Annotated in this window: 21 protein-coding genes and 1 pseudogene; 14 read left to right on the forward strand and 8 right to left on the reverse strand. The window is 55.9% G+C overall.

Annotation, left to right across the window (positions count from 1 at the left end):
- Positions 1-101: 101 nt before the first annotated feature.
- Positions 102-665 carry a hypothetical protein gene (locus HMPREF1292_RS05630; protein WP_023019091.1) on the forward strand — a complete coding sequence of 188 codons (564 nt, stop codon included), beginning with the start codon at positions 102-104 and terminating at the stop codon, positions 663-665.
- Positions 666-754: 89 nt separating this feature from the next.
- Here HMPREF1292_RS05630 and HMPREF1292_RS05635 read toward each other — a convergent pair whose 3' ends face one another.
- From HMPREF1292_RS05635 to HMPREF1292_RS10830, 5 genes and pseudogenes are all read right to left on the reverse strand, one after another.
- The gene (locus tag HMPREF1292_RS05635) at positions 755-2,086 is read right to left on the reverse strand and encodes a carboxylesterase family protein (protein ID WP_023019092.1); all 1,332 of its coding nucleotides are present in this window, start codon (positions 2,084-2,086) and stop codon (positions 755-757) included.
- A 3-nt stretch (positions 2,087-2,089) separates the two neighbouring features.
- Positions 2,090-2,854, reverse strand: coding sequence for a hypothetical protein (locus tag HMPREF1292_RS05640; RefSeq protein ID WP_023019093.1), 765 nt, complete (start codon positions 2,852-2,854; stop codon positions 2,090-2,092).
- 5 nt (positions 2,855-2,859) lie between these two features.
- Positions 2,860-4,518 (reverse strand): LGFP repeat-containing protein, encoded by a 1,659-nt coding sequence (locus HMPREF1292_RS10490; protein ID WP_051137371.1) that lies wholly within the window; start codon positions 4,516-4,518, stop codon positions 2,860-2,862.
- A 980-nt stretch (positions 4,519-5,498) separates the two neighbouring features.
- Positions 5,499-5,750 carry a helix-turn-helix domain-containing protein gene (locus tag HMPREF1292_RS11065; RefSeq protein WP_021351808.1) on the reverse strand — a complete coding sequence of 84 codons (252 nt, stop codon included), beginning with the start codon at positions 5,748-5,750 and terminating at the stop codon, positions 5,499-5,501.
- A gap of 668 nt (positions 5,751-6,418) precedes the next feature.
- A pseudogene (locus HMPREF1292_RS10830) lies at positions 6,419-7,698 on the reverse strand (IS256 family transposase).
- A gap of 408 nt (positions 7,699-8,106) precedes the next feature.
- Here HMPREF1292_RS10830 and HMPREF1292_RS05675 point away from each other — a divergent pair.
- The 3 genes from HMPREF1292_RS05675 (at position 8,107) to HMPREF1292_RS05685 (ending at position 11,487) form a co-directional block, all read left to right on the forward strand.
- On the forward strand, positions 8,107-8,361 hold the full coding sequence (locus tag HMPREF1292_RS05675; RefSeq protein ID WP_023019099.1) for a hypothetical protein: 255 nt from the start codon (positions 8,107-8,109) through the stop codon (positions 8,359-8,361).
- A 293-nt stretch (positions 8,362-8,654) separates the two neighbouring features.
- On the forward strand, positions 8,655-10,484 hold the full coding sequence (locus HMPREF1292_RS05680) for a long-chain fatty acid--CoA ligase (protein WP_023019100.1): 1,830 nt from the start codon (positions 8,655-8,657) through the stop codon (positions 10,482-10,484).
- Between the two features lie 319 nt (positions 10,485-10,803).
- Positions 10,804-11,487, forward strand: a complete 684-nt coding sequence (locus tag HMPREF1292_RS05685) for a hypothetical protein (RefSeq protein WP_023019101.1) — start codon at positions 10,804-10,806, stop codon at positions 11,485-11,487.
- A 22-nt stretch (positions 11,488-11,509) separates the two neighbouring features.
- On the opposite strand, the gene HMPREF1292_RS05690 is transcribed toward HMPREF1292_RS05685, so the two are convergent.
- Both HMPREF1292_RS05690 and HMPREF1292_RS05695 read right to left on the reverse strand, forming a co-directional pair.
- Positions 11,510-12,550 (reverse strand): CNNM domain-containing protein, encoded by a 1,041-nt coding sequence (locus tag HMPREF1292_RS05690; protein WP_023019102.1) that lies wholly within the window; start codon positions 12,548-12,550, stop codon positions 11,510-11,512.
- Positions 12,551-12,553: 3 nt separating this feature from the next.
- Positions 12,554-14,014, reverse strand: a complete 1,461-nt coding sequence (locus tag HMPREF1292_RS05695; protein ID WP_023019103.1) for a hemolysin family protein — start codon at positions 14,012-14,014, stop codon at positions 12,554-12,556.
- Between the two features lie 167 nt (positions 14,015-14,181).
- Here HMPREF1292_RS05695 and hemW point away from each other — a divergent pair, with 167 nt between their 5' ends.
- The 4 genes from hemW (at position 14,182) to HMPREF1292_RS05715 (ending at position 18,557) form a co-directional block, all read left to right on the forward strand.
- The gene (gene hemW / locus HMPREF1292_RS05700; protein WP_023019104.1) at positions 14,182-15,441 is read left to right on the forward strand and encodes a radical SAM family heme chaperone HemW; all 1,260 of its coding nucleotides are present in this window, start codon (positions 14,182-14,184) and stop codon (positions 15,439-15,441) included.
- Positions 15,441-16,472 carry a heat-inducible transcriptional repressor HrcA gene (gene hrcA / locus HMPREF1292_RS05705; RefSeq protein WP_023019105.1) on the forward strand — a complete coding sequence of 344 codons (1,032 nt, stop codon included), beginning with the start codon at positions 15,441-15,443 and terminating at the stop codon, positions 16,470-16,472. Before hemW ends, hrcA begins: the two co-directional genes overlap by 1 nt.
- Positions 16,473-16,640: 168 nt before the next feature.
- A complete protein-coding gene (gene dnaJ, locus HMPREF1292_RS05710; protein ID WP_021351797.1) occupies positions 16,641-17,786 on the forward strand; it encodes a molecular chaperone DnaJ in 1,146 nt (381 codons plus the stop codon).
- A 30-nt stretch (positions 17,787-17,816) separates the two neighbouring features.
- Positions 17,817-18,557, forward strand: coding sequence for a 16S rRNA (uracil(1498)-N(3))-methyltransferase (locus tag HMPREF1292_RS05715; RefSeq protein ID WP_023019106.1), 741 nt, complete (start codon positions 17,817-17,819; stop codon positions 18,555-18,557).
- A 98-nt stretch (positions 18,558-18,655) separates the two neighbouring features.
- Here the strand turns inward: HMPREF1292_RS05715 and HMPREF1292_RS05720 are convergent, their stop codons facing one another.
- Positions 18,656-20,272: a cytochrome c biogenesis protein CcdA gene (locus tag HMPREF1292_RS05720; RefSeq protein WP_023019107.1), complete on the reverse strand. Its 1,617-nt coding sequence runs from the start codon at positions 20,270-20,272 to the stop codon at positions 18,656-18,658.
- 239 nt (positions 20,273-20,511) lie between these two features.
- Here HMPREF1292_RS05720 and HMPREF1292_RS11250 point away from each other — a divergent pair, with 239 nt between their 5' ends.
- From HMPREF1292_RS11250 to pdxY, 6 genes are all read left to right on the forward strand, one after another.
- Positions 20,512-20,856 (forward strand): hypothetical protein, encoded by a 345-nt coding sequence (locus HMPREF1292_RS11250; protein ID WP_023019108.1) that lies wholly within the window; start codon positions 20,512-20,514, stop codon positions 20,854-20,856.
- A gap of 11 nt (positions 20,857-20,867) precedes the next feature.
- A complete protein-coding gene (locus HMPREF1292_RS05730; protein WP_023019109.1) occupies positions 20,868-21,449 on the forward strand; it encodes a sigma-70 family RNA polymerase sigma factor in 582 nt (193 codons plus the stop codon).
- Entirely contained in the window at positions 21,442-22,170 is a 729-nt protein-coding gene (locus HMPREF1292_RS05735) for an anti-sigma factor (protein ID WP_023019110.1), read from the forward strand. The genes HMPREF1292_RS05730 and HMPREF1292_RS05735 overlap by 8 nt, the downstream gene beginning before the upstream one ends.
- Before the next feature lie 84 nt (positions 22,171-22,254).
- Complete coding sequence (locus tag HMPREF1292_RS05740; protein ID WP_023019111.1) at positions 22,255-23,214, forward strand: PhoH family protein; 960 nt, start codon at positions 22,255-22,257, stop codon at positions 23,212-23,214.
- Positions 23,215-23,304: 90 nt separating this feature from the next.
- Positions 23,305-23,970 (forward strand): rRNA maturation RNase YbeY, encoded by a 666-nt coding sequence (ybeY, locus tag HMPREF1292_RS05745; RefSeq protein ID WP_023019112.1) that lies wholly within the window; start codon positions 23,305-23,307, stop codon positions 23,968-23,970.
- An 84-nt stretch (positions 23,971-24,054) separates the two neighbouring features.
- Positions 24,055-24,936: a pyridoxal kinase PdxY gene (gene pdxY, locus HMPREF1292_RS05750; RefSeq protein WP_021351789.1), complete on the forward strand. Its 882-nt coding sequence runs from the start codon at positions 24,055-24,057 to the stop codon at positions 24,934-24,936.
- Positions 24,937-24,938: the final 2 nt, after the last annotated feature.

Consider the following 24,938-nt stretch of genomic DNA (forward strand, 5'->3'; position numbering starts at 1 on the left):
GGAAGACATAAGACACTCGGGCGGCGAGCCCCGCCGGGGTCTCCGGCCCTCACAGTTACCTAGCAGGTGCTGAGAGGCAGTGGAAAGGCAGTGGAAAACCAATGGTGAAACCAATCGCGAAGCCACAGACAACGACGCGGGCCTGGTTCGTCGGTGTCCTTGGCACCCTGACGTTGGGCCTGGCGGCCTGTGGGGATCCGAATGGTGGTAGCAGCGCAGACCCAGCCAGCACTATTGAAGTGGAAGAAACCGAGGAACCGGATTACAAATCCAAAGATGTCGATCCGATCACACCCGACAACGTCAATGCCCAGGTGGAAGACCCAGGCTACGGGGTGAGCTTCACTTACCAGGGCGCGGTGTCGGCCTCGAATGGTGGCACGGTGGTGACCATCGCTGTGCGCAACGACAATGATGTGACCCTGCCGCCGGATGCGTTCGACGAGCCGACCCTGGAAACCGGCAACGGCGGTGGAAATTACAGCAAGGTGGATTTATTGCAATCTAACCCAGAGGACGGCGAGGCGCTCGGCGGGTTGGATCTGCCGCTGGGCGTTGGCGCCACGACGAACTTGCAGTATGTCTTCGACACCACCCCTGGCGCGCTGTGGGACGCGCGCCTGACCATTGGCAACGTGGTGTATGAAGGAAACCTGAGCAACTAGTGGCTGGTGCCTGGTGCCTAGTGGCGGGTGCCTGGTGGCGGGAGTCCAGCATCTAGTGCCTGGCGCGCCGGGGTTGTTCCGTTCTAGCCTTACTGCCCCCGGGATTCCGTAGGGAAGTATTCGGCTAACCGCGGGATGCGAGATTCTGCCATGATGGCTTGTCCAGTGCCGAAATCCAGCCGCCAGGTGCGCCCAGTGGTCGAATAACTGTCAAAGCCGGGGTTACCGGTGCGGGCGAACGACAATAAAGCCTCGTGTAGTCTTCTGCGCCCGGCATGTTCACTGGCGCTGTCATTGTCGCCGTCACTGACACCAAATAAGTACGCGATATCAGAAGAATGCTGCACGGCACCCGCGGTGCTGCGGTAGTACTCGGACAACCAGACTGGCCCGGTGGCTTTGGTGATCGCGCTGGCCGCCCAGCGTCCAATGAGAGCATCCGTGAGCAACCGGCCCATTGGGCGGTAAGGATCCAGCGCGAGCACACCTTCCATCCACGCGTCAAAATTACGGGAAAGTTGCAGATCCCGTGCGGTCTTTTTAAACAGTGCTTTGGAGCCTGGCACACTGCGCACCCACGGCTTGCTGTCGGTGGCCGCCAGCGGGTGGTGGTGAAATTCATCGTGGGTGGTAGATACCCACAGTGGGACGTCGGCAAGCTCGCCTAATTCGCGCAAGTCCGGGCCCAGTGCGACATCATTAATGTGTAGGTATTTGAAGCGCTGGTAGCCGCGGTCGAGTTTTTTCTGCGGCAGTTCGGCCAAACGGCGGCGAGTCAGCGGGACTTGCATGGCCATACGCAGGGTAGAAGTGCGGGCTTCGATTGGTTCACGCGGTGAGGCCGGCGACATAGCAATTGCCCGGCGGAACCCACCCCGATAATGATCTGGGCGGCAGAGCCACAGCACTAAATTGGCCCCAGCGGATTGTCCGGCCAGGGTAACGTTTGTGGGATCACCGCCAAAAGATTCAATATTGCGCTGAATCCATTCTAGGGCCAGTAGACAGTCGTGTACCCCGCGGTAATGACCGGGGGCATCGTTATTGAAGCGTGCAAATCCAGGTAATTTCTTACGGTAACCAATATTGACCTGCACGCAGCCAGCCTGCACGTTGGCGGTGGCATCGTGGCGCGGGTCATCGTGCGAACCAGTTTCGAATGATCCACCGTGGATAAACACGATGACCGGAAGATCGTCGTGATCGTGGGCATCGGCCGGGGTTGCGACCGTCAATGCCACAGCATCTGGGGAGGGTGTGCTGGCATCCACATCGCCGTTGGCAGTGCGCAGTTCGGCGTCGTCAAATTCCCCGGAGAAATTTGCATACGGAATGGAATAAAAGCGCCGCACCGTGTGGTTGTTGCTCCAGGCCCCGGTGATCATGCCAGTGGGAGTAACGACGTGTGGTTGTGATGTCATAAACTAAGACACTAGCTTTATCCAGTTAGGATCGTTAGCGATGTGGGAGGGATCGTCCTGGATGGCTTTCTTCTCCGGGAAAATGATTGGGGAATAAGGAAAATTATTCTGCAAGAAGTCAGATTTCCAGGGGAGCTTTACTTTGATGTAAAACATATCTCTACTGCGCACAGTATATTGAGGAGAATAATGCTGAGTAATGTTGCCTTCAAGATCTTGGTGATAAGAGGTCTCTCGTGGAGAAATTATTCCACGTTTATAGCACCGCAATAGATGCCTAATATAATCCTCATCGAAAGATGCAGCATAAGGCGCTAACGAAAATAGGTCGAAATCTTCATCTGACCGATTATCAACTTTCTCGTTTAGTTCGTCGAGGGTGGTTATGTTCTGTAAGTATTGGTTGAATCGTTCCAGAAAGTAATCAATCCGTTCTTCCTGTATTTGTTTGCCCAGAGCCCCTGCGCGTAACAATAAAGAGATTTCTTGTTTTTCCCTGTTTTGCTTCTCACAAGCTGTTGGAGGCGCAATTATCATGATGTATTCGCCTAGCTCGATGAGGAAATCCGAATCAGGGGTTTCCTCATCGAGCAGTGCGTGACCTTGGGCACGTGTGGTATAGCCGCATTCGAACATGCACCGACTGGATGTCCATCGCGGAGCTAAATCCACGACGCAAATCCGTTCGCTCTGATCCAGAAATTTGCTCTCGTAAGCCTGAATATCTTTCGTGGTGCGAAAATCTGGGTAATTTGCAGAAGTAGACATGGAAATTACTTTCTTCCTATACATTTGGTTTTGTGGGCTTTCGCAGTTTCAGCTACCGCATGAAGTGGGTCACCATAGGCTTGTTTTATTACTACCTTGGTAATGCCTTTATATGTAATTTTACCTTCTCTTATACAACGATATTCAATATCCTTTTGTTGGAATTTGATTGCGGCACCGCTGGCTACGCGTCCGCTGTCCAGCGGGACTTGCAGCCAGAGTTCTTCACTGTCTCCTAAATACTTGAGTGTATTAGTGTGTGTGACCGTGATTGCTCTGTCTGTTGTGCATGTGGTTTGGGGCTTCCAACCGATTTTCCAGTCTGGTCCGCTCTGCGGTGAACGTTTATGTATATTGTCCATCCTTACAGTGCAACGTCCGCCGAAAAGATATCCACCCATAAGGTTCGCTATCTCGCCGAGGAGTTGTCGCCGTCGCGGTTGATCACGATCATTGCGGGTATTGCGTGGTAGGAATTCATCCCGCAATTGTTCAACTTGATTGAGTGCACTATAAGCGAATTCAAAGAATTCATCGGCTGCTTCCTGAGTTTTGAAAGGCAGGAAAACGTGAGACATGACATCACTCGCTAAGTTACCAAAACTTTTTCCGTTTAGGGTTTGGTGCTCAAACACCTGGCTAACCCTATTGCGTGCGGTTTTTTGTGGTGCTTGAGTGGGGAGGCCGATCAATTTATCGTTCTCAAAATCCGTGATCCATTGGTCGAAAACTTCACCATAAACAGGTAGGGCATCACGGTGTTGGTCGGAAATGGTGATTCCTCCAGTGAAAACCTGTGTCCGCCCTTCAGGGTAAAAGGTTTCGTTGGGTAAGCCGAGTGGGTAGCCAAGTGGGCCTCGTTCGGCGCCTTGGAGCTCCCAAGTTCTGAAGGCATCGTTGAACATGGCAGATGCTCCGGCCAGAGTGAGTAATGCAGCCCCATGCTGGAAACGTTGAGAAATTGCTAATCCTTCGGTCCGGAGAATCTCTGAAGAAGCAGGATAACCTAGCATTCCAGTTTCCCAGCCGAGGTTGCTCCAGATTAATGAGGCATGGGTGCTCACAGGGTGTGCCCCAGTGTTGGGGTGCCAGTATATGAAACCATTTGCAAAACGTTGCCGGTACCCCTGAAGATCAGGGTTTATCGACTCAGCTTCAATAGGGAACAGTAGCCAACTTGTCATTCCGCCGAGTTGTTCATAAGCCTGTAATATGGCACCGCACACGCGGTGGGGTGATGGCCAAAATATCCTGCACCGTGGGGCTCGTGATTGCCAGCGACTAGCTACACCGGATTCTTGTTCTTCTGCGATCATTAATTCCGCTTGGTCTGCATCTTCCTTATCTACTGCATCGGGTAATTCAATGGAATCAGACCACATTTCACCTGGAGTCAAAGTTTCTTGTGCAGTTGTCTCATCAATATTTTGCTCGACTGTGCGAAAGAACTCTTGCATTTCTGCAACTTCTTCTTCTGAATAGCCGCCTACTCCGTCGACCGAAAGCGGGGGAAGATCACTGGCAAGGGTGACGGTCTCTGGGTCTTGGCTAGCTGGGACTGAAGGATCCGCATAAGCGATATTTGTCGTTGTTGCAGACCCGATAAGCGCTAGGAGCGCCGTGAGCGTTGTGAAAAGATGCCGTTTTAACATGTGATCCCTCATGTCTGCTTGTTATCTGTATCTCAGTTTATTTAAGTATGCCAGATGGAGCACATATTGTGTTGAAAAATTACAGATTTATGCCAGCTGCTTGGTGAAGCCCTAATGCTGGCGAGGGGCTAATGGCAGCCTTTAACAGCTCGTTGGTGTCGCGTAGCTTGTGATTTTCACGACGGTAGCCTCGCGTTCTCAGCGGCTGAATTCTTCAGGCACAGGTTCTGGATGTTTCCCGCACAGCGGGCAGGTTTAAGTCCAGTGACGGGCCGTGTGTCATGAAACTCCCAGCTTTAAAGCTACTGCCTAGCACGTGGCGTGCATTGAGATGTTTTCTGCCAAGATGCGGTCTTCTGCGAGACGGACCACACGGTCTTTGGCATCCTGGTCAATTTTTCCTTGGCATGTTCGAAGATTTTCCTATCTATTCAAACGGAACAAAACCTAGGGCACTTCACGGTGATGGATCCGTTCCACGTCGTGGATCTAGCCGCGGGCAAGCTCAACTGGCTGCCGGCAAAGACTCCAACGTGAGACCACCGAGGCGGCGTGGACGCAAAAGGAACGATCCGCTGTACACGCACCGGCGGGTCCTGCTGCCCCAGGAGGAACTACCTCACCGAGCGGCACAGCAGACAGCTGGGCCTTGTTGTGAGCCACCGATGACGAATACGTAGCACTCAAGATCACGTGGATGTTCTATCAGGACATGATCCAGGCCTTATGGGCACCCGAGGAAAACGGAGGGCAAGAAGTTGATGGAACGGATCATCAACACCCTGTATAAAAGGGCGTGCCGAAAAGGTCTGGAGGAGCTGGCACAGCTGGGCTCGGGCGTTGCGGCGTCGGCGCGAGGATGTGCAGGCTTACTTGAGGCATCGCAGCGTCCAGATGAACCGGTCGAGGCCATCAATGGCCGGTTCGAGCATCTACGGCGGAACCGCCCTGGGGTTGTGCAACCTCGAGCACTACATCGTGCGGTGCTTGATTCACTCCGGGCAGCTGCACACTCGGATCAATGCACTCCAAAACACGAAGAGCTCGTAAATAGTGGACTTGCTAATGCCCAGCATTTTCGCCACTTCCATCACCGTGTACGTCTCCGCACCCGGCTTTGATACACTCATGGCTAGTTCTCGTTCCAAAGAGCTTCCAACCCCGGTCTGCTGCCACAGGCTGGGGGCCTTCATGATTGAGGGGTGCAGGTGTCGCTTCAGCCCAGAGTTGGTACGGGCCGTCATGGGCGGACCTTGGCGCGCAGCGCCCTTCACGCTTAACACCCCAGCGTGCGTGCGAGGACTCGAACCCCGAGAAATGTACCTGTCACGCACCACCCCCGAAAATCACTCCACTAGACAGGCAAGGATGCCTTGCCGCACCATCGACTCCAAGAGACATGAACCACAGAAAAGGGGAACACATGTCTACCGCACTCAAGTCCACAACGGCTGTGGCTATCGCCACCTACCGAACCTGCATCGAGTGATGCAGGTTATTCGTACGCTGGAATGCAAAGGTGAAGCGGCAGTTACAATCAGTATGTCGCCACCCGTTCAGGACGGTAGTGAATGGGTATGCAACTGGAAAATTGACGGCTTAGATGTCCCAGCAGATTCACTTCGTTGCGTCGGCAGTGACCCAATGGAAGCGATGATATTCGCGCTCGCAACCATTGGTTCAACCATAAAAGCGTCCCCAGATGCCAAGCATCTAACATTCCTTCATCACCCAGCCTTGCGAATGTTAGAGCTAGATAACTCAGACCCTAGCCGACTTAAGGTAGGTGGAGAATTTCCCACAGCCACCTCATAGAATGCACACGGGGCAATATTTATCTATTACCCCCGTGTGCATCATCTCAAGTTCGAGCCAAGCAAGGGCGTCAGTCCGTTTGTGTACGAGGACTGATTTACAAGTATGCGGTGAACCTGTCGGGGTAGGCCACGGATAGCTGATTGATTGCCTGCTTCCAGTTGCTGGTTTTGCTGCCTTCGACAAGTTGCCTGGCTGAAGCAGACACCTTGGCACTTTCTTTAGTGCGGCGGGCAGCACGACGGTCCTCGATGTTACAGATCATTAACCACAGCGTCTTCACTGCCGCTGAATCCGACGGGAACTGAACTCGGTTTCGCGTTGCTTTCCGCAGCTTACTGTTCATCGATTCGGTGGAATTCGTGGTGTAGATAACCTTCCTTGCCGCTGGCGGGAACTGCAGGAACGCAATGAATTTGTCCCACCCGTCGCGTCAGACGTTCACTGATTACGGATACTTCTGGCCAAGCTCGCTGGCCTCAAACTCATCGAGTGCACTTCGAGCTTCATCCTCGTTGACGAGCGGTATAGATGCCTCGTAGATGCTTCGAGACCTCTTTCCGGTTGCCGTAGGCTACCCACCTGTTAGCGGCACGAATCAGATGCACCATGTTGGGTGTGGATCATGGAGTCCGGCCAGGTTGCCTGGATTGCTTCGGGAAAGCCTTTCAGTGCGTCACAGTAGATAATAAAGACATTGTTGACCCCGCGGTTGGCGATTTCTGCGCACACTTGCGACCAGAATGCTGCACCTTCATTGGTAGCTACCCACAAGCCCAAGATGTGCTTGATGCCTTCCATGTCCACACCGACAGCCATGTAGACCGCCTTGTTGACGACGCGTTCGTTGTCACGGATTTTTACACGTAGGGCATCAAGGAAGATGACTGGATAGAACTCGTCGAGTTGCTTGGTCTGCCACGCGGTGACTTCCTCTCAGACCGCATCGGTGACCGCGCTCATGGTATCTGGCGACACGTTCACGCCGATGGTGGTAGCTAGATGATGTTCGACGTCACGCACGGTCATTGCGCCCGCATACAAACTAATGATCATGTCATCGAGGTCGGTAAGTTTGCGGCTGCTCTTGGGAACCATGCGCGGCATATAGGTGCCTGCTCGATCTCAAGGGACACTGATATCAACTGGTCCGTATGCCGAGTCCACGGTTTTGGGATAGGAGCCGTTACGGCTGTTGGCTTGGCCGGCAGTTTCCTTAGCAGCCCGGTCGCTATTGGCGTAGCCTAGGTGTGCATCCATTTCCGCGCTGAGCCCACTGTTAATCGTGGCCTGCAGCAAGCCACGTACTAGCTCGTTGGCGTCGGTGGTTGATTGACCTAGCTGCTGGATCAGCTTGGCGGTTTCTGGGTTCTCCATCAGTCGGCGGCTGATATCGGCGACGCGCTCAGCGTCACCATGTTTCTTCGGGGACTTAGGCAGTCGTTGTTGCGCACTCTTCTTTGTGATTGAGGATTAAACCTCATACACAAAGCTTCCGACACCCTCGGTGCATCAACAGGGAGATTTCTTGTTTTTCCCGATTCTCTCTTTCGCACGCTGTCGGAGGTGGAACTATGTAGTATCCACCATGTTCCACAAGGAAATCTGAGTCGGGAGTTTCCGAATCATATACGGCTTGTCCTTGGGACCAGGTAACATATCCGCATTCAAACAAACACCGACTGGATGTCCACCTTGGTGCGAGGTTAACCACCCAGATGTTTTCGGAGCCGCCAGGACCTCCGTCCTTCCACCGTGTGGGGCCCTATGTCTAGAATAAGTGCAATGGACGATGCACTGATAGCCAGCACATCGCTAGCTGAGGGGACGCTAGCAGGAATAACGCAGCTGCTGGTATCGCTATCGCCGTGGTTGCAGATGCCGATTGTCGTGGTGGTCGCAGGAATCGTGGCGGCGGTCTTGGCGACGGTAATCGTGCGCGGTTTGAACTTTGTGGTAGCTGCCTGGCTGTCATTGCGGGGCAGCGCACGTGGTAAACCAGCAGCGAAAGCACAGGACAGCCAGTCGGCTGCCAGGTGACGGATTAAGCAGTGACAGGTTAGGCTAGTGGCATGGCGAAGCAGAAGAAGTACCCGCGTTCTCGTGTGCGTTTTGCACTTATTACCTTGCTGGTACTGATTGTCCTGGTGTATTTGTTCAGTCGTATTTAAGTTGTTTTTAACTACGGGCGTTTTTAACTACGAGTTTCAGTGCGAACGCCCGGTATGCGGGTGTCGGCCCGCACTAGCACGTCCGACTTCGAGGCAACGCGGGGTGGGGAGTACAGTTGCCCTGAGAGTAAGTGGAACGGCGCGTAACCACCTAGGAGAACTGTGCGAGAAGCCTTCAGCCCCGCGAAATACACCATTGAACCAGGCCAGACACTATTGACCCTGACCATCGATGCGGTGAAAGCCCAGCCGAAAGCGGAGATTTTCAGCCGTCCGAAAAACCACACTTGGGTTTCGGTGTCGCGCCAGGAATTCCTCGATGAGGTCTACGCGGTGGCCAAAGGACTAATCGACGCCGGGGTGGAACAAGGCGATCGCGTGGCGCTGATGTCCAATACTCGCTACGAGTGGATGCTCAGCAATTACGCCATCTGGGCCGCCGGTGGTGTGGTGGTGCCGGTGTATCCGTCGTCGTCCCTGTCGCAGGTCCAGTGGATCATCGAGAATTCCGGCGCAGTGCTAGGCATTGGTGAGACCCAAGAACACACCGAGATCCTGCGCATGTTGCAGCTTGCCGACGACGGCGAGCCGCGTGTGAAAGATTCCACGTCGCAGATGCGTGCGTTCTTCGAAATCAACGGCGGCGCAGTCGATGTGTTGCAAGCGGCAGGCAAGAATATCGATGATGAGGTCGTCGACAAGCGCATAGCTGCGACAGCGACGGATGATGTGGCTTCACTGGTCTACACCTCGGGTACCACGGGGCGGCCAAAAGGTTGCATGTTGACCCACCGCAACTGGAATGCGCAGATTCTAGGGCTGCTTAGCAATCCGATTGGTGGGATCGCGCGCCCCGGCAAACACGTGTTGACATTCTTGCCGCTCGCTCACGTGCTGGCGTTTTCAGTGTCCGCAGCTGCGATGATTAGCGGGTCGACGCAGAATTTTTGGCCAGATTTTGCGACCTTAGCGACGGAATTTCAGCGGTCCAAACCAAACCTGATCCTGGGCGTGCCACGGGTATTTGAAAAAGTTCGCAATGGTGCGCGGGCGAAAGCACATGATTCTGGTGCTATCCAAGGAGCATTGTTCGACCGGGCAGAAGCGACTGCAATTGCTTATTCTCGTGCGTTGGATACAGAAAAAGGCCCATCGCTGGCGCTGCGCAGCGCCCACAAAGCCCTGGATAAATTGGTGTTGTCCAAGATCCGCGCTGGCATGGGCGGCGAAGTTGACTACTGCATTTCTGGAGGCTCGGCAATGAGCCCGGAATTGATGCACTTCTTCCGCGGAATCGGAGTGCCGGTGTACGAAGGCTACGGTCTGACAGAAACTGCCGCGGCAGCGACAGTGGATTTTGAAGAGCAAAAAATCGGCACCGTGGGCCCGCCGCTGGGGGGAACCCGTGTTCGTATTGCACCAGATGGTGAGCTGCAGTTGGCCGGAGACTTAGTCTTCGCGGGATACTGGCGCAACGCGGAAGCTACCGACGAAGCCTTCGACGGCCAGTGGTACTGCACCGGTGACCTAGGTGAGATTCTGCCTTCCGGGCACGTAAAAATCGTCGGCAGGAAGAAAGACTTGATCGTGACTGCCGGCGGAAAAAACGTCGCGCCGGGTGGAATGGAAGACGGCTTGCGGTCCCATCCGCTGATTTCGCAGGCGCTCGTCGTCGGGGATGGTAAGCCGTTTGTCGCGGTATTGGTGACCTTGGATGAAGAAGCACTGGGACGTTGGAAATCGCAGCACAATATTGATGCTTCCCGCAGCGTTGCGGACGTAGCGCATGATGCCTCACTGCGTGCAGAGATCCAGGACGCCATTAATGCGGTGAACGCCACGGTTTCACACGCGGAAGCGATCAAAAAGTTCTACATTCTTGACGACGACTTCACCGAGGAATCTGGCGAGTTGACTCCGACGATGAAAGTGAAGCGCAACGTGGTGGTCGAGCGTTATTCGGAGGTTCTGGATAAACTGTATTCGCGGTAAAACGCGGAATCGCGGGTTGCGTATTTTGGGCTGTATATTTCGGGTTGCGTATTTCGGCACCGTGAAAGCCTGCCACCAGCCCCTTTCGAAGCCAGTCTCCCGCAGCCGTCGGCAAGCTTATAATCTGCTGAGTTTTTCCGGCGAGTCGAACCGTTTTTGCGCCGCTGCTGCAATAGGCTACAGCGCAGAGAAACTCTCAACCAGTACTTCAGGTTGCGAGGTTTGCAGGCTGCCTTGTGTGGCGTTGCGGGTCGAGCAGCGAGTGCGGTTGGGGATTAGGGTATTCGGTCGCGACGGTCTAGAAGGAGGCAGCCCCCTAATGCGCAAAATTGCTGCTGAACTGCGCCATCGTGAGCTCACCCAAGAGGTGTACAACATTGGCGACGAAGTGGCCGAATACATTGAGCACGTGATCGAAGCGATCGAGGATTACGACGCGGAGCTCGTCGAGGATTGCTTGGCGGAGTTGGCAGAGATCGTGGAAGATGCGCGCCGTGATTCCCGGGACGTCGTCGGTGAGCTGATTGGTTTGCGGCAGGCATTGGTATCCGGGGTAGCGTCGGGAAGTATCTCTGCGGCTGCGGATGGTATGAAGCGTTTGCGCGAGCCAGAAGCGGTGACGGTGGATTTGCTGGAGGCGTTTTTCCCACTGTCTGGCCCACCGGTCGTGGTCAACGAGCTCGTGCACACTCTGCATGAGCGCACCACGCACACCGTGGATTTCCTGCGCGAACTCGTGGAATACGTGCTCGAACAGACTGAGGCCGTAGCCCGCGATTTGGATGCGGTCTCCCTGCCGCACCTATACAACAAAGTTGGGCGGATGGCTGCGACGGCGGCGCATGCGTGGGAAACCACTGCGGTTTCTGCGCACCCTGCTTTTGCCCGCAGCATGCGTGGGCGCAAACCACCGGAATTTTTGGAAGAGCGCGCCCGCATTGACCGGATCGTCGCCAAGGTTGCCGCAAAGCGTGCGCGCTTACGCGCCGCAAGCGTGGGCTAGTCAGCGGCGGGCAGCCGAAATTCTAAGCCTCGCGCTCCAGCTGTTTCGTGATCTCTGGCCACAGCTGGCCCATGATGTCGTCCCAGTTCAGAATCCACAGCGACTCGCTGTTGTTACCGCGACCGACCACGACGATTTGCTCGCCGAGTGCGCGCATGTGCTCGATAGCGTGCTGCACCTTCGTGGAACCAGCCAGCGACAAGGCCGGGCGGGCGACATCGGCGGCTGGACTATCTGGGTCCTGTAGCAACGTATCCCGTACGTGTACCACCCGGGGCACGGCAGATTCCGCATCCGAGATCACCACGCGCAAACGATTCATCGAGCGGCTCGCCTCTTGCACATCACGCACCGTCGCATCATGCGGCAGGGGAGTGATCTCCACGCCATGTGCCCGGGCCAATGCCGAAACCGTGGAGTTCTCCAGCTCAATCACACCACTGATTTGCTGCGCGGATTTCTGATCCATCGCGCCTGTCTGCCCGGAATGCTGCACCAACGTGCGCAAGGTATCTGTGTCGTAACCCTGCGCTCCAGCACGATCGACCGGCTGCACACCCGTAGCCGCCACCAATTTATTCGCGATCAGGTTGATCCATTTCAACAACGGCCGAAAGATCCAAATGAATCCGCGAGCTGGCAACGCAATGACCCGTACAGCAAGCTCCGGGTGTGCAATTGCCCACGACTTCGGCGCCATTTCACCAACCACCAGGTGCAAAAACGTCACCAGCAGCAAAGACACCAGAAACGCGATGGTGTCTGCCAGGCCGCCGGAAATCCCGACAGCCGCAAACCCGGGCATCAGCAAATGATGCATCCACGGTTTGGTGATGGCACCCAACGCAAACGTCGCCGCAGTAATACCCAGTTGCGCGCCAGCCAACATGATGGTCAGCTCATTCAAACTCCGCAACGCCGCGCGCGAGGCTGCCGAGGTTTCCGCGGTATCCTCCAGGCGGTGCCGTCGCGCGCCCATCAAAGAAAACTCAATGATGACGAAGAACCCAGACAGCACGACGATCGCCAGGCTCAGCGGGCCAGCAATGTACCATTCCTGCATTCCCTAGCCCCTCTCAGCTTGTCGACGATTGTTAGCTGCAAGATCTGTGTCTGCTGCATCCTTGTCCGCGCGGGTGCTGCGACCACCCTCGCCTCCTGCGCCCTCGAACTCCTCAACTAATTCCAGTGACAAACTCGACGGCACGTGCCGCTCTACCTCGTCCACGGTGATGATCAATTGGCGGTTCGGTGCGGCATCTGCATCCACCCAGTCCTCGGGCTCTGCATCCAACTCAATGGTGTGAGTTTCGCCCTCTTCCACCAATGAGCCCACTTGTGCAATCAGTAATCCAGCGACGGTCTCGTAGTCGCCTTCCGGCAGGTCGTGCCCGATGGCGCGTTCCACCTCATCCAGTGGGGTGTCGCCATCAACGGTCCAGTGGTCTTCGGCGGTTTCGGTAATCTCTTCCGATTCTTCCAGATCAACGTCGTGCTCATCGGTGACGTCGCCCAGAATTTCTTCTGCCAGATCTTCCAGGGTGACGATGCCGACGAAGCCGCCGTACTCATCAATCACACAGGCCATTTTCTCGTCGTTTTCCTGCAGCTCGACGACGACGTCGGGAAGCGGCATCAGCTCCGCAACCACTAGTGATTCGCGCATGAGCTCGGTGGCCAACGTGCTATCAGGTTTGTCGGTCAGCAAAATATCCGTTAGATGCACCACGCCGATCGGGGTGTGTTCGTCGTCGATGATGGGGTAGCGGGTGTGCGCGATTGCCATGAGCTCGCGCAGCTCGCCGAGGGTGGTTTCGGGATCGATGACGTCGACGCGCGAGCGTGGGATCATGGCGTGTTCGACATCGTGGTCTGGGAAATCCAGCAGGCGGTCGAGCACCATGAAGGTCTCGTCGTCGATATCACCGGAATCGTGGGAGCTTTCCACGATGGACTCGAATTCTTTCGTGGTTGCAGAAGTATCAATATCGGCGACTGGTTCGATACGCAATAGGCGCAGCAACGCGTTGGAAGAAAAATCAAAAAATTTAATGAGTGGCCCGAAGATGCGCAGGTACCAGGCCGTCGACCGCGACAGGAACAATGCCGATTCCATGGGGGCGGCGATGGTGTAGTTTTTCGGCAGCAATTCACCGAAGATCATTTGCACGATTGTGGATACCGCCAGGGCCGCTACCGTACTGATGGCCACGGCCGCGGTCACGGATAGCCCGGTGGCGCTCAGCAAGGTGCCCAGTGATTCACCAACTAGCGGTTCTGCCACATAACCGACCAGCAAGCCAGTGACGGTAATGCCCAGCTGGGCGCCGGATAGCATGAATGAGGTGCGATTGGTGATCGCCAACGCTCTTTTACTGGCTTCGTCGCCGCGTGCGGCATTGGTGTGCAACTGTGCGCGGTCGACGGACATGAAAGAAAACTCTTGGGCCACAAAATAGCCATTGGCCACGATGATGAGAAAAATCACCGCTAAGCCAAGAATGAGGAAGAACACCGCACTTAGCATGATCCCACCACCTGGGATTTAGCTGGTTTAGATAATTGTTCGTGCGGGACGTCGATACTTCGACTCGGAGGCTCCACCATCATCCTTTCTGCGTGTGGCAATCAGTCCAATAAATACGACCAGCGTACACCTTGGTTGGCAGCGCAAACAACTATTAGGCTGGTGCTATGCATTCGCAGTCGCCCAGTTCGCCGCCTAGTTCGTTACCTATTGCCTCGGCCCGTCAGCTGTCTAGTCAGTTGTCCACTCAACTCACCTGTGAGTCTTCTGCACCATTCGGCTTGTACATCCACGTCCCGTTTTGTGCTACGCGCTGTGGCTATTGCGATTTCAACACCTACACCCCGCGTGAAGCGGGCGGTGCAAACCCAGAAGGTTATTTGGATGCGTTGGATGTCGAGCTAGACCTGGCCGCCCAGCGCGTTAATCGCCGTGCGGACACAGTTTTTATTGGAGGCGGGACTCCGTCGCTGTTGGGCGCCGATGGGTTGAGCCGAATCTTGACGACGGTGCGCAACACTTTTGGTCTTGTCGACGGCGCCGAGGTCACCACGGAATCCAACCCGGAATCGACCTCGCCCGAGTTTTTCGCCGGGCTGCGCGAGGCTGGTTATACGCGCATTTCCTTGGGTATGCAGTCTGCTTCCCATGAGGTTTTGCAAGTGCTCGAGCGTGCTCATACCCCGGGCCGTGCCTTTGCGGCGGCTCGTGAGGCGCGGCAGGCTGGTTTTGAGCATGTCAACCTGGACATGATTTATGCGACGCCCACGGAAACGGATGATGATGTTGCCCGCACCTTGGATCGGGTGATCGAGGCCGATGTGGATCACGTTTCGGCTTATTCGTTGATCGTGGAAGACGGTACTGCGATGGCCCGTAAAGTTCGTCGAGGTGAGATCCCGTCCCCCCAAGAAGACGTGATGGCTACTCGCTACGAGATGATTGCGCAGCGCCTGGCCGAGGCCGGCTTGGAGTGGTACGAGGTGTCGAACTGGGCGCGACCTGGCGGCGAGTGTCAGCACAATTTGATTTATTGGCGCGACGGCGACTGGTGGGGTGCAGGCCCGGGTGCGCACTCACACTTGGGTATGCAGCGTTTTTCCAATGTGAAGCACCCGAACCGCTATTCCGCGGTGCTTGCCGACGGCGAGTTGCCGATCAGTCAGGTAGAAGACCTAACCCCGGCTGATCGTCATACGGAGCTGTTGATGCTGGGTTTGCGTTTGCGTGAAGGCATTGACTATTCGGCGGTTGGCGCTGGAGCTGCAGGCGTCGTCCAGAATTTTGTGGACCGTGGCTTGCTGCAATTCCCGCAGCCAGGGCGTTTAGCGTTGACGGATGCTGGTAGGTTGCTTGCCGACGGAATCATCACGGATATTTTGGTCGCCGAAGATGACACTACAGCGGATGGGGAAGCGAGGTCTTGATGGCTGGTACGACAGAAACGCGCCGGGCGGAAGTTCTGCGTGCGATCGTCACGGATTACATCGCGTCCCAGGAGCCTGTGGGATCCAAAGCACTGGTGGATCGACATCAACTGGGGGTTTCTTCGGCAACAATCCGTAATGACATGGCCGTGCTGGAATCGGAGGGCTTTATTGCCCAGCAGCATGCGTCGTCCGGAAGGGTGCCGACGGAGAAAGGCTACCGACGCTTCGTTGATGGTTTAGGTGAGGTCAAGCCGATGTCGGAGGCGGAAAAGCGCGCGATTCGTAGCTTCCTCGAAGACGGCGTTGATCTGGAAGATGTGCTGCGGCGTTCGGTGCGGTTGTTGGCGCAGCTGACCCGGCAAGCGGCGGTGGTGCAGTTGCCGACGTTGAATGTTTCGCACGTCAAGCACGTGGAGGTTGTGGATCTGACGCCGATGCGCTTACTACTGGTGTTGATCACGGATACTGGCCGGGTTGACCAGCGCAACGTGGAGTTGGATGCCCCGATCGGGGAAACGGAAGTTCATGAGTTGCGGCAACTTTTGAACCGCGCGCTGGCACGGGTGCCGGTAGGGCAGGCGGCAAATCGGGTAGCTGATTTGTTGGAGCATTCCCCGGCGGATTTGCGACACCACATGATCCGCGTGGCCACGGTGTTGATAGAAACTTTGGTGGATCAGCCCAACGATCGTTTGCTGATGGCGGGTGCGTCGAACCTGACTCGGGGCGGTAGGGATTTCCCGCAGGGGCTGCCGCAAATCATTGATGCGCTAGAAGAACAAGTGGTGATGTTTAAGCTGTTAGCGAACGTGCCACAGCTGGGGAACGTCGATGTGCTGATTGGCCAGGAGAACGAGGACGAAGAATTGCAGCAGGCGTCGATCGTTACCGCTGGTTATGGCAATGAATCCGCCGCACTCGGTGGGCTTGGTGTGGTGGGTCCCACATTTATGGATTATTCGGGAACAATTTCTTCGGTTCGTGCTGTTGCACGGTATGTCAGCCAGATTCTGGCAGGCACGAATTAGCCTGTAGGCTGGTAGATCGATTAATGCACAAAGATGCATGTGCATGTGCATGTGCATGTGCATGTGCATGTGCATGTGTATGTGCAGTTGCAGGCGCAGCGAGAAGCAGGTGCAGCGACAAAACAGAAAACCCTATAAACCAACTGACCCGAAGGAATCGATACAACAGTGGCTCGTGACTATTACGGAATTTTGGGAGTATCCAAAGACGCCAGCGAGGCGGAGATTAAAAAGGCGTACCGCAAACTCGCCCGTAAATATCACCCGGATGTGAACCCGTCCGATGAGGCCGCCTCGAAGTTTTCCGAAGCGACCGACGCTCACGACGTTTTGATGGATCCAAAGAAGCGCAAGATCGTCGACATGGGGGGCGACCCTATGGAGCAAGGCGGCGGAGCCGGGGGTGGTGGCGGCTTCGGCGGCGCCGGTGGCTTTGGCGATATCTTCGAAGCCTTCTTTGGCGGCGGTGCCGGGGGCGGTTCCCGTGGCCCTCGGTCGCGTGTGCAGCCGGGTAACGACGCGCTGCTGCGTACCTCGATCACGCTCAACCAGGCTTATACCGGCATGAAAAAACAAGTCACCGTGGACACCGCGGTGTTGTGTGATCGGTGCACCGGTTCCGGCTCGGCTGATGGTGAGAAGCCAGTGACCTGCGAGGTATGTAATGGTGCTGGTGAGATCCAGGAGATGCAACGCAGCTTCTTAGGCAATGTGATGACCACGCGTGCCTGCCACAATTGCCAGGGCTTTGGTGAAGTTATCAAGGATCCGTGCAATCACTGCGGCGGTGATGGCCGCGTGAAGAAGCGCCGTGATCTGACCATCAATATTCCGAAGGGCATCGACGACGGCATGCGCATCCGTATGGCAAGCCAGGGTGAAGTTGGTCACGGTGGTGGCCCCGCTGGTGACTTGTATGTGGAAGTCCGGGTGAAAAAGCACGATATCTTCACCCGCGATGCTGATACGCTGCACCTGTCCATCACCGTGCCGATGGTCGATGCTGCGTTGGGCACCACCTGCAATGTGGAAGGCCTGGACGGTGAAGCGATCGAATTTGAGATCGCAGCCGGAACTCAGCCGGGCGGGCAGATCGTGAAGGAAGGCAAGGGCATGCCGCGCGTGCGCACCGACGGGCAAGGCAAGATGATTGCGCATGTTGACGTCGCCGTGCCGACGGACCTGGACAAAAAGACCCGCCAGTTGCTGGAGGAAGTCCGCGACAAGCGCGAGGAATCTTCGCGTGTGAATTCCGAGGCCGACGGCCATTCGGACGGATTGTTCAGCCGGTTGCGTGGACGCTTCGGATTTTAAGTCCGGCTTCTAGCACACAAGGTTTTTGCCATGTCACTCCCGGTATTTTTTGCTTCCGCGCCGTTGTCACAGGTCGGTGAGGCCACGGAGCTTACTGGGCCAGAGGCCCGCCACGCCGTTACGGTCAAGCGCATCGGGCTTGGTGAGCGTATACAGCTCATTGATGGTGCGGGCCGCTGGGCCGAAATTGAAGTCACCGAAACCGTCGGCAAAGATCACCTGACTGGGGTGGTACTGAACGCTGGCGAATGTGAGCGCCCGGAACCCTACGTCATCGTCGTACAAGCATTACCGAAGGCCGAGCGCAGTGAGCTAGCCGTGGACTTGGCGACGCAAGCCGGAGCCGACGAGATCATCCCGTGGCAAGCCGCCCGCTGTATTGCGAAGTGGCAGGGCGCCAAACGCAGCAAAGGCGTGCAGAAATGGCAGTCCGCGGCGGCTGCGGCGGCGAAACAATCGCGCCGGGTGACAGTGCCGGAAGTCTGGGAGCCGGTGAGCACCGCGCAGCTCGCGCAGCTGATCGACGGACACACCGCCGTCGTTTTGCACGAGGAAGCCAGCCAGCCGCTAGCCCAGCTGGCTCCAGAGTTTTCCGGGACGGTGTTTCTTATCGTCGGGCCAGAAGGCGGCATCGGCGATGACGAAGTAGCACTACTGCGCAGCGCCGGTGCGCAGCCAGTGGTTCTGGGGCCACAGGTGTTGCGCACGGCTTCTGCGGCGATGGTTGCGTTGTCCGTCATCGGTGCAGCCACTAGCCGCTGGGGTGGGTAACCCATGCGCTTATGAATTCTTATGAACTTTATGAAGTTTATGAATTTATGCGCTGAAGTGGGGAAACGGTGGCGAACAAGTGTTCGTGTGTCGCCAAACTATCCAAAAGTAAACGAATACAAGCTCAAACCGGGCGAGACCTCGACCTCCAGGATTCCTGCTTGTGCTTGGTCGGATTCCAGAAGATTTACTGTTCCGTCGTCGGTAACAGTGAACTCTTTCCCGTTGGCCTTGATGGTGCCCGTGCCAGACACCACTGCCTGCACCAAAGCTGCGCGGTAATTCAGTCGGATCTTGGCGTTGTCACCTGCCGTGATGTTTTCTCGGTCGATGGTCCAGTCGCCTTCCAAGGTGTATTGACCGATCTCCGGTTCTGGTCCAGACAAGGTGCCGGACTTGTAGGCCGAGTTGGCGTAGTAACGGGCACGCTGGCTGCCCAAATAGGTTTCTGGGTTGCGTTGCTGGGTGGTTTCGTCGTCGGAATCTTCCAGTGGGGCAGGAAGCTCCACCGATGGATCACGCTTCTGTAGTAATTCGCGCACGAGCTGCTCAGTGCGGGCGTAGGCACCCTCACCTTCGTGGATTTCCCGTACGGTGCCCTCAGCGTCGACAAGATAATGCGCTGGCCAATAATGGTTGTTGAAGGCCTTCCAGGTCGCGAAAGAATTGTCTTGGGCGACGGGGTAGTTGATGTTTTGCTCGGAAACCGCCTGGCGCACATTCGCGGTTTCCCGCTCGAAGGCATATTCCGGGGAGTGCACACCGATGACGGTGAAACCATAGTCGCGGTAGTGATCATAAAGTTTAGTGATGTGGGTGTTTGCTCGCTGGCAGTTGATGCAGGCATAAGCCCAGAAATCGATCAACGTGACATCACCAGAGGTACGCGGGTCGACGGGGGCGTCCGTGTTCATCCAGTTTTCCAGACCCACCAGCTCCGGGACGGTGCCGCAATTGCCAAGCTCACCGTTGCCGCGGCAATCTTCTAGTGAATCTGAACCCTCATTTTGTTGTGCCAGTTGTGCGGTGACCGTCTTTTCGGCATCGCCAGTCCAGTTAGGAAGCTTTTGTTGAATCCAGGCCGGTGCGCCCAGTGCCAGGGCACCGGCCATGGTGATGACGATGACGCCAGCGGTCGCGCGGAAGATGCGTTGACGCGACTGGAAGAAATCTACGCGCTTGCCCACTTGCTGGCCGCCCAGAGCGAAAGCCAACAGCGGGATGGCTACGCCAATGGCGAAAGAAACACACAGCACAGCGATGCGGGCATCGATTTCGCCCGTAGCACCCGCCACGGTGATTGCAGCCAATACTGGACCGGCGCAGGGCACAAAGACCACGCCCATCGCCAGGCCGACGGCGAACCCACCCTTATCGCGGGCGCGGGCCTGCAACTTGTGCGCCCGCGGCAGGAACTGGAACGGCCATTCCAATAGTTCCTGTAGCTTCGGGAAGATCATGCCCAAGCCGACGAGCACGAGTAGGGCGATGCCGAGCTTCCACAAGATATCCGCGGGTAATCCCAGGGCGTTGAGCAACGTGGTGGCAAAAAGCGTGACGACGGTAAAGCTGGTGACCAAACCGCCGATAACCAGCCATGGTCGAGATTTGGAGCCTTGGGATACCGCCAGCACAAGCGGCAGGATGGGCAATATACACGGTGAAATACCGGTGATTAGGCCACCGATAAAACCGATGGCGATGGTACTGAGCATGATTGTGCAGCCTTTCTCAATGGGGTACTCGCGCATTGGCGTCTGCGTAATACGTGCGAGCCCGCAATTTCTCGGTCATTGTCTAATCCGGAGCGAAGCGCTGGAGCGGATTGGTCTTTGGTGGTGTTGATCGTGTGATAAAAATTTTTTATTTTTTCCAATCCGGTCAGGCAGGTGGTTTCGCAGTAGTAGTTGAAGGCAGAAAAACTGCTGAAACCACTAGCTTTGAGGAGAACCCAATGCCTGCACATACTTCGATGAAGAAATTTTTAATCACCGTCGCTGCTGTTGCGATGAGTGCGGTGGGCCTGGTTGCGTGCAGTAATGATTCTGCTGAGACTCCGACGAAGTCCTCAGAAACGAGCACTGAGATGACTTCAGAAAAGATGAGCTCAGAAAAGAAGAGCTCAGAAAAGATGAGCGATGAGAAAATGTCTGACGATAAGATGCAGCACGACAAAATGGAAGGTGATTCCATGATGGGCGGTGACGGTGACAAAATGGAGCACGACGACAAGATGGAACACGATGACAAGATGACTGGCGACAGCGACAAGATGAGCGATGACAAGATGAGCCAGTAGTATGTAATGCTGTGTCTAGTTGCAGCCCCGAAGAGCATGCTCGCCTCGACTCGCTCGTTGCGGGCGTGGCCAGCGGGGATCAGCATGCCTTTGCACAGCTTTATGATGCGCTTTCTCCGCTGGCGTTCGGTGTGATCATCCAGGTTTTGGGGGATAACTCGCTGGCAGAAGAAGTGCTTCAGGAAGTGTTCGTGGAAGTCTGGAATAAAGCAGATAGCTTTGATCCAGAGCGTGGTCATGCTCGCACGTGGGTGGGCCGGATTGCACATTCTCGCGGAATCGACAGATTACGCGCTCATAATGCTAGTGTTCGACGCGATGACGCCGAGTTTGTGCTTGGCGAACGCATCCGAAGCATCGATGTGGAAAACGAAGCACTCGCCAATGTGGAAGGCAAGCGCCTGAGAGCAGCCGTCGACACGATTGGGGAGCCGCACCGCACGGCCGTGTTACTGACCTTTTTCGACGGGCTTAGTCACGCGGAACTGGCAGAAACCACCAATGTTCCATTGGGCACCGCCAAAACGCGGGTGCGTGATGGAGTACGCAAATTAGCAGCTGTCTGGGGAAGGGGTGAAGCCCACCATGAGTGATCGCACCGTGAATAACACGGATGAATTCGATGATGAGACTTTCGAGTCTTTTCTCGACGCTGTCCCGGAACATACCCCACCGCCGGAAATAAAAAACCAGCTGCTGGCGAAACTTGGCCATTCGAATGCGGAAACAACCAACGTGGTGCCGTTGCAGGCACGCACACAACCAGCGCAAACAGTGCAGAACCGTGGCCGCACCGCTTCGGAGACGTCGAGAAAACCCTGGGCGGTACTTGCCGGGGTCGCGGCCGCGGCACTGCTGGTGGGTATTACGGTGCTTACCCCCGTTCTCAACAACACTGCGGATGATGCTGGTGAGGGCGCCATCGTTGCGGAAAAAACTCAATCCGCGCGCGGCGTACCGTCGACGGCTGGGCATGAGCAGATGCATGAGATCATGTCCGCTGCAGACATGGTCAGTGGTGCCACAACTGCGGAGGGAGCGCGTCTAAAAATTGTTTCTTCCAATGAGATGGGCAAAGCCGGTGCGATGGTGGATGGCCAGCCGGAACTTGCCGACGGCATGGGCGCGCAAGTTTGGGCCGTCGACAAGCATGGGGTGGTTCGTTCTGCCGGCGTTATCGGCCAGGATCCACACCAGGATGTATGGATGCCGTTCGACGCCGCAGCGCACAAGGTTATGATCACTGAAGAGCCTGCTGCTGGTAGCGCTAGCCCGAGCGGGCGGATGCTTGCCGAAGTTGAGTTGGAAGCCTAAACCCGGAACCGGAAAGCGCACAAGCAGAGAGCACAGAAGTGGAAAACTTCGTGGAAAGCTCGTTTCAGTTGGTAGGCTAGCGACGTGCACATTCAAACCCGCAAGATCGACCTGGACCCCGTTCACGCACGCACAGTATTAGGTAATACTGATGAAAACCTGCGCGTGCTGGGCAATCAATTAGACGCGGATATTTTTGCCCGCGGCACAATGGTGAAAATCACCGGCCCGGATTATGAGGTCGCGCGCGCCGTCAAGGCCTTCCATGAATTGGAATCTATGGCTCGACGCGGGCACACCGTTAGCCCGGATGGTGTGAAGCACGTGTTGTCGCTGTTGAGTGAAGATTCACCGGTATCCGTTGCGCAGGCACTCGGCGGGAGCATTGTTTCGCGCCGGGGCAAAAAAATTCGCGCGAAAACCGTTGGTCAAGCCGAATACGTGGACGCAATTGATGAAAACACCATTGTCTTTGGTTTGGGCCCGGCTGGTACGGGCAAAACCTACTTAGCGGTGGCCAAGGCGGTGCAGGCCCTGCAGAACAAGCAGGTGCAGCGCATTATCCTAACCCGCCCGGCAGTGGAGGCCGGTGAGAAGCTGGGATTTTTGCCGGGCACGTTGAATGACAAGATCGATCCGTATCTGCGCCCGTTGCACGATGCTTTGCGGGACATGCTGGATCCAGAGGCCATTCCTCGTTTGATGGAAGCAGGGATCATCGAGGTGGCGCCGTTGGCGTATATGCGCGGCCGTACGCTGAACGACGCCTTCGTGATCTTGGATGAGGCGCAAAATACTACTGCGGCACAGATGAAGATGTTTTTGACGCGTTTGGGCTTTGGCACCACCTTTGTGGTCACCGGCGATGAATCGCAGGTGGACTTGCCGCGTGGGCACAATTCAGGGTTGAAGACCGTGCGTCGTATTTTGGGCGGGGTCGAAGGGATTCACTTCGCTGAACTGGGAGCCGACGACGTTGTGCGCCACTCGCTGGTGGGGCGCATTGTGGATGCTTATGACTATCACGAGCAGGCGGAAAGTTAGCTGGCTAACCAGCTGGCTGGGCAACTAATTAGCTCAGCAACTAGTTAGCTAGGCAAGAAGCGCACAGAGAAAGCACTGAGGAACCCGCATATGAGTATTGAATTTTTCAACGAATCTGGCTTCGATGGCATCAATGAGGAAATGCTGCTGGATGTTGCTGCGTTTTCCCTGGCAGCCATGGATGTGAGCCCGGACGTGGAAGCCACGATTACGTGTGTGGATGAAGACACCATTGCTGAACTGCATATGCATTGGATGAACCTGCCAGGCCCAACGGATGTGATGAGCTTTCCGATCGATGAGCTGACGCCGGGGTTTCATACCCCACGGCCGGATGGGGAAACCGTGGGCCCGGCGATGCTCGGCGATATTGTGCTGTGCCCGGAATTTGCGCAGAAGCAAGCAGATGCGGGCGGGCATAGTCTGGCGCATGAGCTAGCTTTGCTGACTACCCACTCTTGTCTGCATTTATTGGGCTATGATCACGGCACTCCGGCAGAAGAAAAAGAAATGTTCGCCCTGCAAAACGAGATTCTCGCGGACTGGTACGACGACGTCTCTCGTCGTGGGAAGAAATTCCCGCCGAAGCCGACTGGCCCGCAGGCTTTCCCGTCGGCAGCGGATCGTGCTGATTTGGATGAGCAGTTGGCTAGCCAATCGCTTGCCGACGGCCACATCCCAGCCATTGCGCAGCCACAGGAAAAAGCAAGCGAGAAGCCTAATGGTGAATCCCGTGGCGCAGGCGAAGAAAACTAATCAAGCAGTATTGCAAGCGAATATTGCATTAGAAGATTGCAATAAAAGATTCTGCGCTATTTCAGGTTAAAGAGGTAACCGCTTATGAACATGAACACCGTGTTGTCGATTCAGTCGCATGTGAGCTTTGGCCACGTGGGTAATTCCGCAGCCGTATTTCCCCTACAGCGCGCTGGCTATGAGGTATGGCCGGTACACACCGTGAATTTTTCTAATCACACTGGCTACGGCGACTGGGGCGGTCCGTTGCTTCCCGCTGAGCAGGTTGCTGATGTTATCAATGGCTTGGAGCGCCGGGAAGCTTTCGACAAGATCGACGTGATCCTGTCTGGTTACCAAGGCAGCCCAGAAATCGCTGGCGTGATTACAGATGCGGTGCAGCGCATTAAACAGCAGAATCCGGATGCGTTGTATGCCTGCGATCCAGTCATGGGCAACGCGAAATCCGGTTGCTTCGTGGATGATTCGATCCCGCCGCTGCTGCGCGACAAGGTCATCCCGGTAGCGGATATCGCCACCCCAAATCAGTTTGAACTCGGGTACTTGACTGGCAAACCGGTAGAAACTTTTGCACAGGTGCTGGAGGCAGTGCGTGCGCTACAGAAAATGGGCCCGCGGGTGGTGCTGGTGACTTCGCTGGTGCGCCCAGAAAACCCGGCTGATGTCATCGAAATGCTCGCAGTTGATGGTGACGAGGCCTACCTGGTGCAAACCCCGTACCTGGATTTCAAACGGAACGGATCAGGCGATGTTACTGCGGCGCTGTTTAGCGCTCACTACGCCTACCATGGCGAGGTTTCACAGGCCCTGGAGGCCACCGCGGCTTCGGTGTATGAGTTGCTCGAGACCACTTACAAGCGCGGTTCTGCGGAACTCGACCTGATTTTTGCGCAGGAGTGTTTCGTGCAGCCCAAGCAGTATTTTGACGTCACGGCCGTAGACAATTTACCAGCAGGTGAGAAATAAAT

Origin of the sequence: Corynebacterium sp. KPL1995 (assembly GCF_000477935.1) — a bacterium.
Lineage (GTDB): Bacteria > Actinomycetota > Actinomycetes > Mycobacteriales > Mycobacteriaceae > Corynebacterium > Corynebacterium pseudodiphtheriticum.

What these genes read in the sequence shown, in the direction of transcription:
- HMPREF1292_RS05630 (WP_023019091.1), top strand. Translation starts at nt 102, where the DNA reads ATGGTGAAACCAATCGCGAAGCCACAGACAACGACGCGGGCCTGGTTC.
- HMPREF1292_RS05635 (WP_023019092.1), bottom strand. Translation starts at nt 2,086, where the DNA reads ATGACATCACAACCACACGTCGTTACTCCCACTGGCATGATCACCGGG.
- HMPREF1292_RS05640 (WP_023019093.1), bottom strand. Translation starts at nt 2,854, where the DNA reads ATGTCTACTTCTGCAAATTACCCAGATTTTCGCACCACGAAAGATATT.
- HMPREF1292_RS10490 (WP_051137371.1), bottom strand. Translation starts at nt 4,518, where the DNA reads ATGAGGGATCACATGTTAAAACGGCATCTTTTCACAACGCTCACGGCG.
- HMPREF1292_RS11065 (WP_021351808.1), bottom strand. Translation starts at nt 5,750, where the DNA reads ATGACGGCCCGTACCAACTCTGGGCTGAAGCGACACCTGCACCCCTCA.
- HMPREF1292_RS05675 (WP_023019099.1), top strand. Translation starts at nt 8,107, where the DNA reads ATGGACGATGCACTGATAGCCAGCACATCGCTAGCTGAGGGGACGCTA.
- HMPREF1292_RS05685 (WP_023019101.1), top strand. Translation starts at nt 10,804, where the DNA reads ATGCGCAAAATTGCTGCTGAACTGCGCCATCGTGAGCTCACCCAAGAG.
- HMPREF1292_RS05690 (WP_023019102.1), bottom strand. Translation starts at nt 12,550, where the DNA reads ATGCAGGAATGGTACATTGCTGGCCCGCTGAGCCTGGCGATCGTCGTG.
- HMPREF1292_RS05695 (WP_023019103.1), bottom strand. Translation starts at nt 14,014, where the DNA reads ATGCTAAGTGCGGTGTTCTTCCTCATTCTTGGCTTAGCGGTGATTTTT.
- hemW (WP_023019104.1), top strand. Translation starts at nt 14,182, where the DNA reads ATGCATTCGCAGTCGCCCAGTTCGCCGCCTAGTTCGTTACCTATTGCC.
- hrcA (WP_023019105.1), top strand. Translation starts at nt 15,441, where the DNA reads ATGGCTGGTACGACAGAAACGCGCCGGGCGGAAGTTCTGCGTGCGATC.
- HMPREF1292_RS05715 (WP_023019106.1), top strand. Translation starts at nt 17,817, where the DNA reads ATGTCACTCCCGGTATTTTTTGCTTCCGCGCCGTTGTCACAGGTCGGT.
- HMPREF1292_RS05720 (WP_023019107.1), bottom strand. Translation starts at nt 20,272, where the DNA reads ATGCTCAGTACCATCGCCATCGGTTTTATCGGTGGCCTAATCACCGGT.
- HMPREF1292_RS11250 (WP_023019108.1), top strand. Translation starts at nt 20,512, where the DNA reads ATGCCTGCACATACTTCGATGAAGAAATTTTTAATCACCGTCGCTGCT.
- HMPREF1292_RS05735 (WP_023019110.1), top strand. Translation starts at nt 21,442, where the DNA reads ATGAGTGATCGCACCGTGAATAACACGGATGAATTCGATGATGAGACT.
- ybeY (WP_023019112.1), top strand. Translation starts at nt 23,305, where the DNA reads ATGAGTATTGAATTTTTCAACGAATCTGGCTTCGATGGCATCAATGAG.
- pdxY (WP_021351789.1), top strand. Translation starts at nt 24,055, where the DNA reads ATGAACATGAACACCGTGTTGTCGATTCAGTCGCATGTGAGCTTTGGC.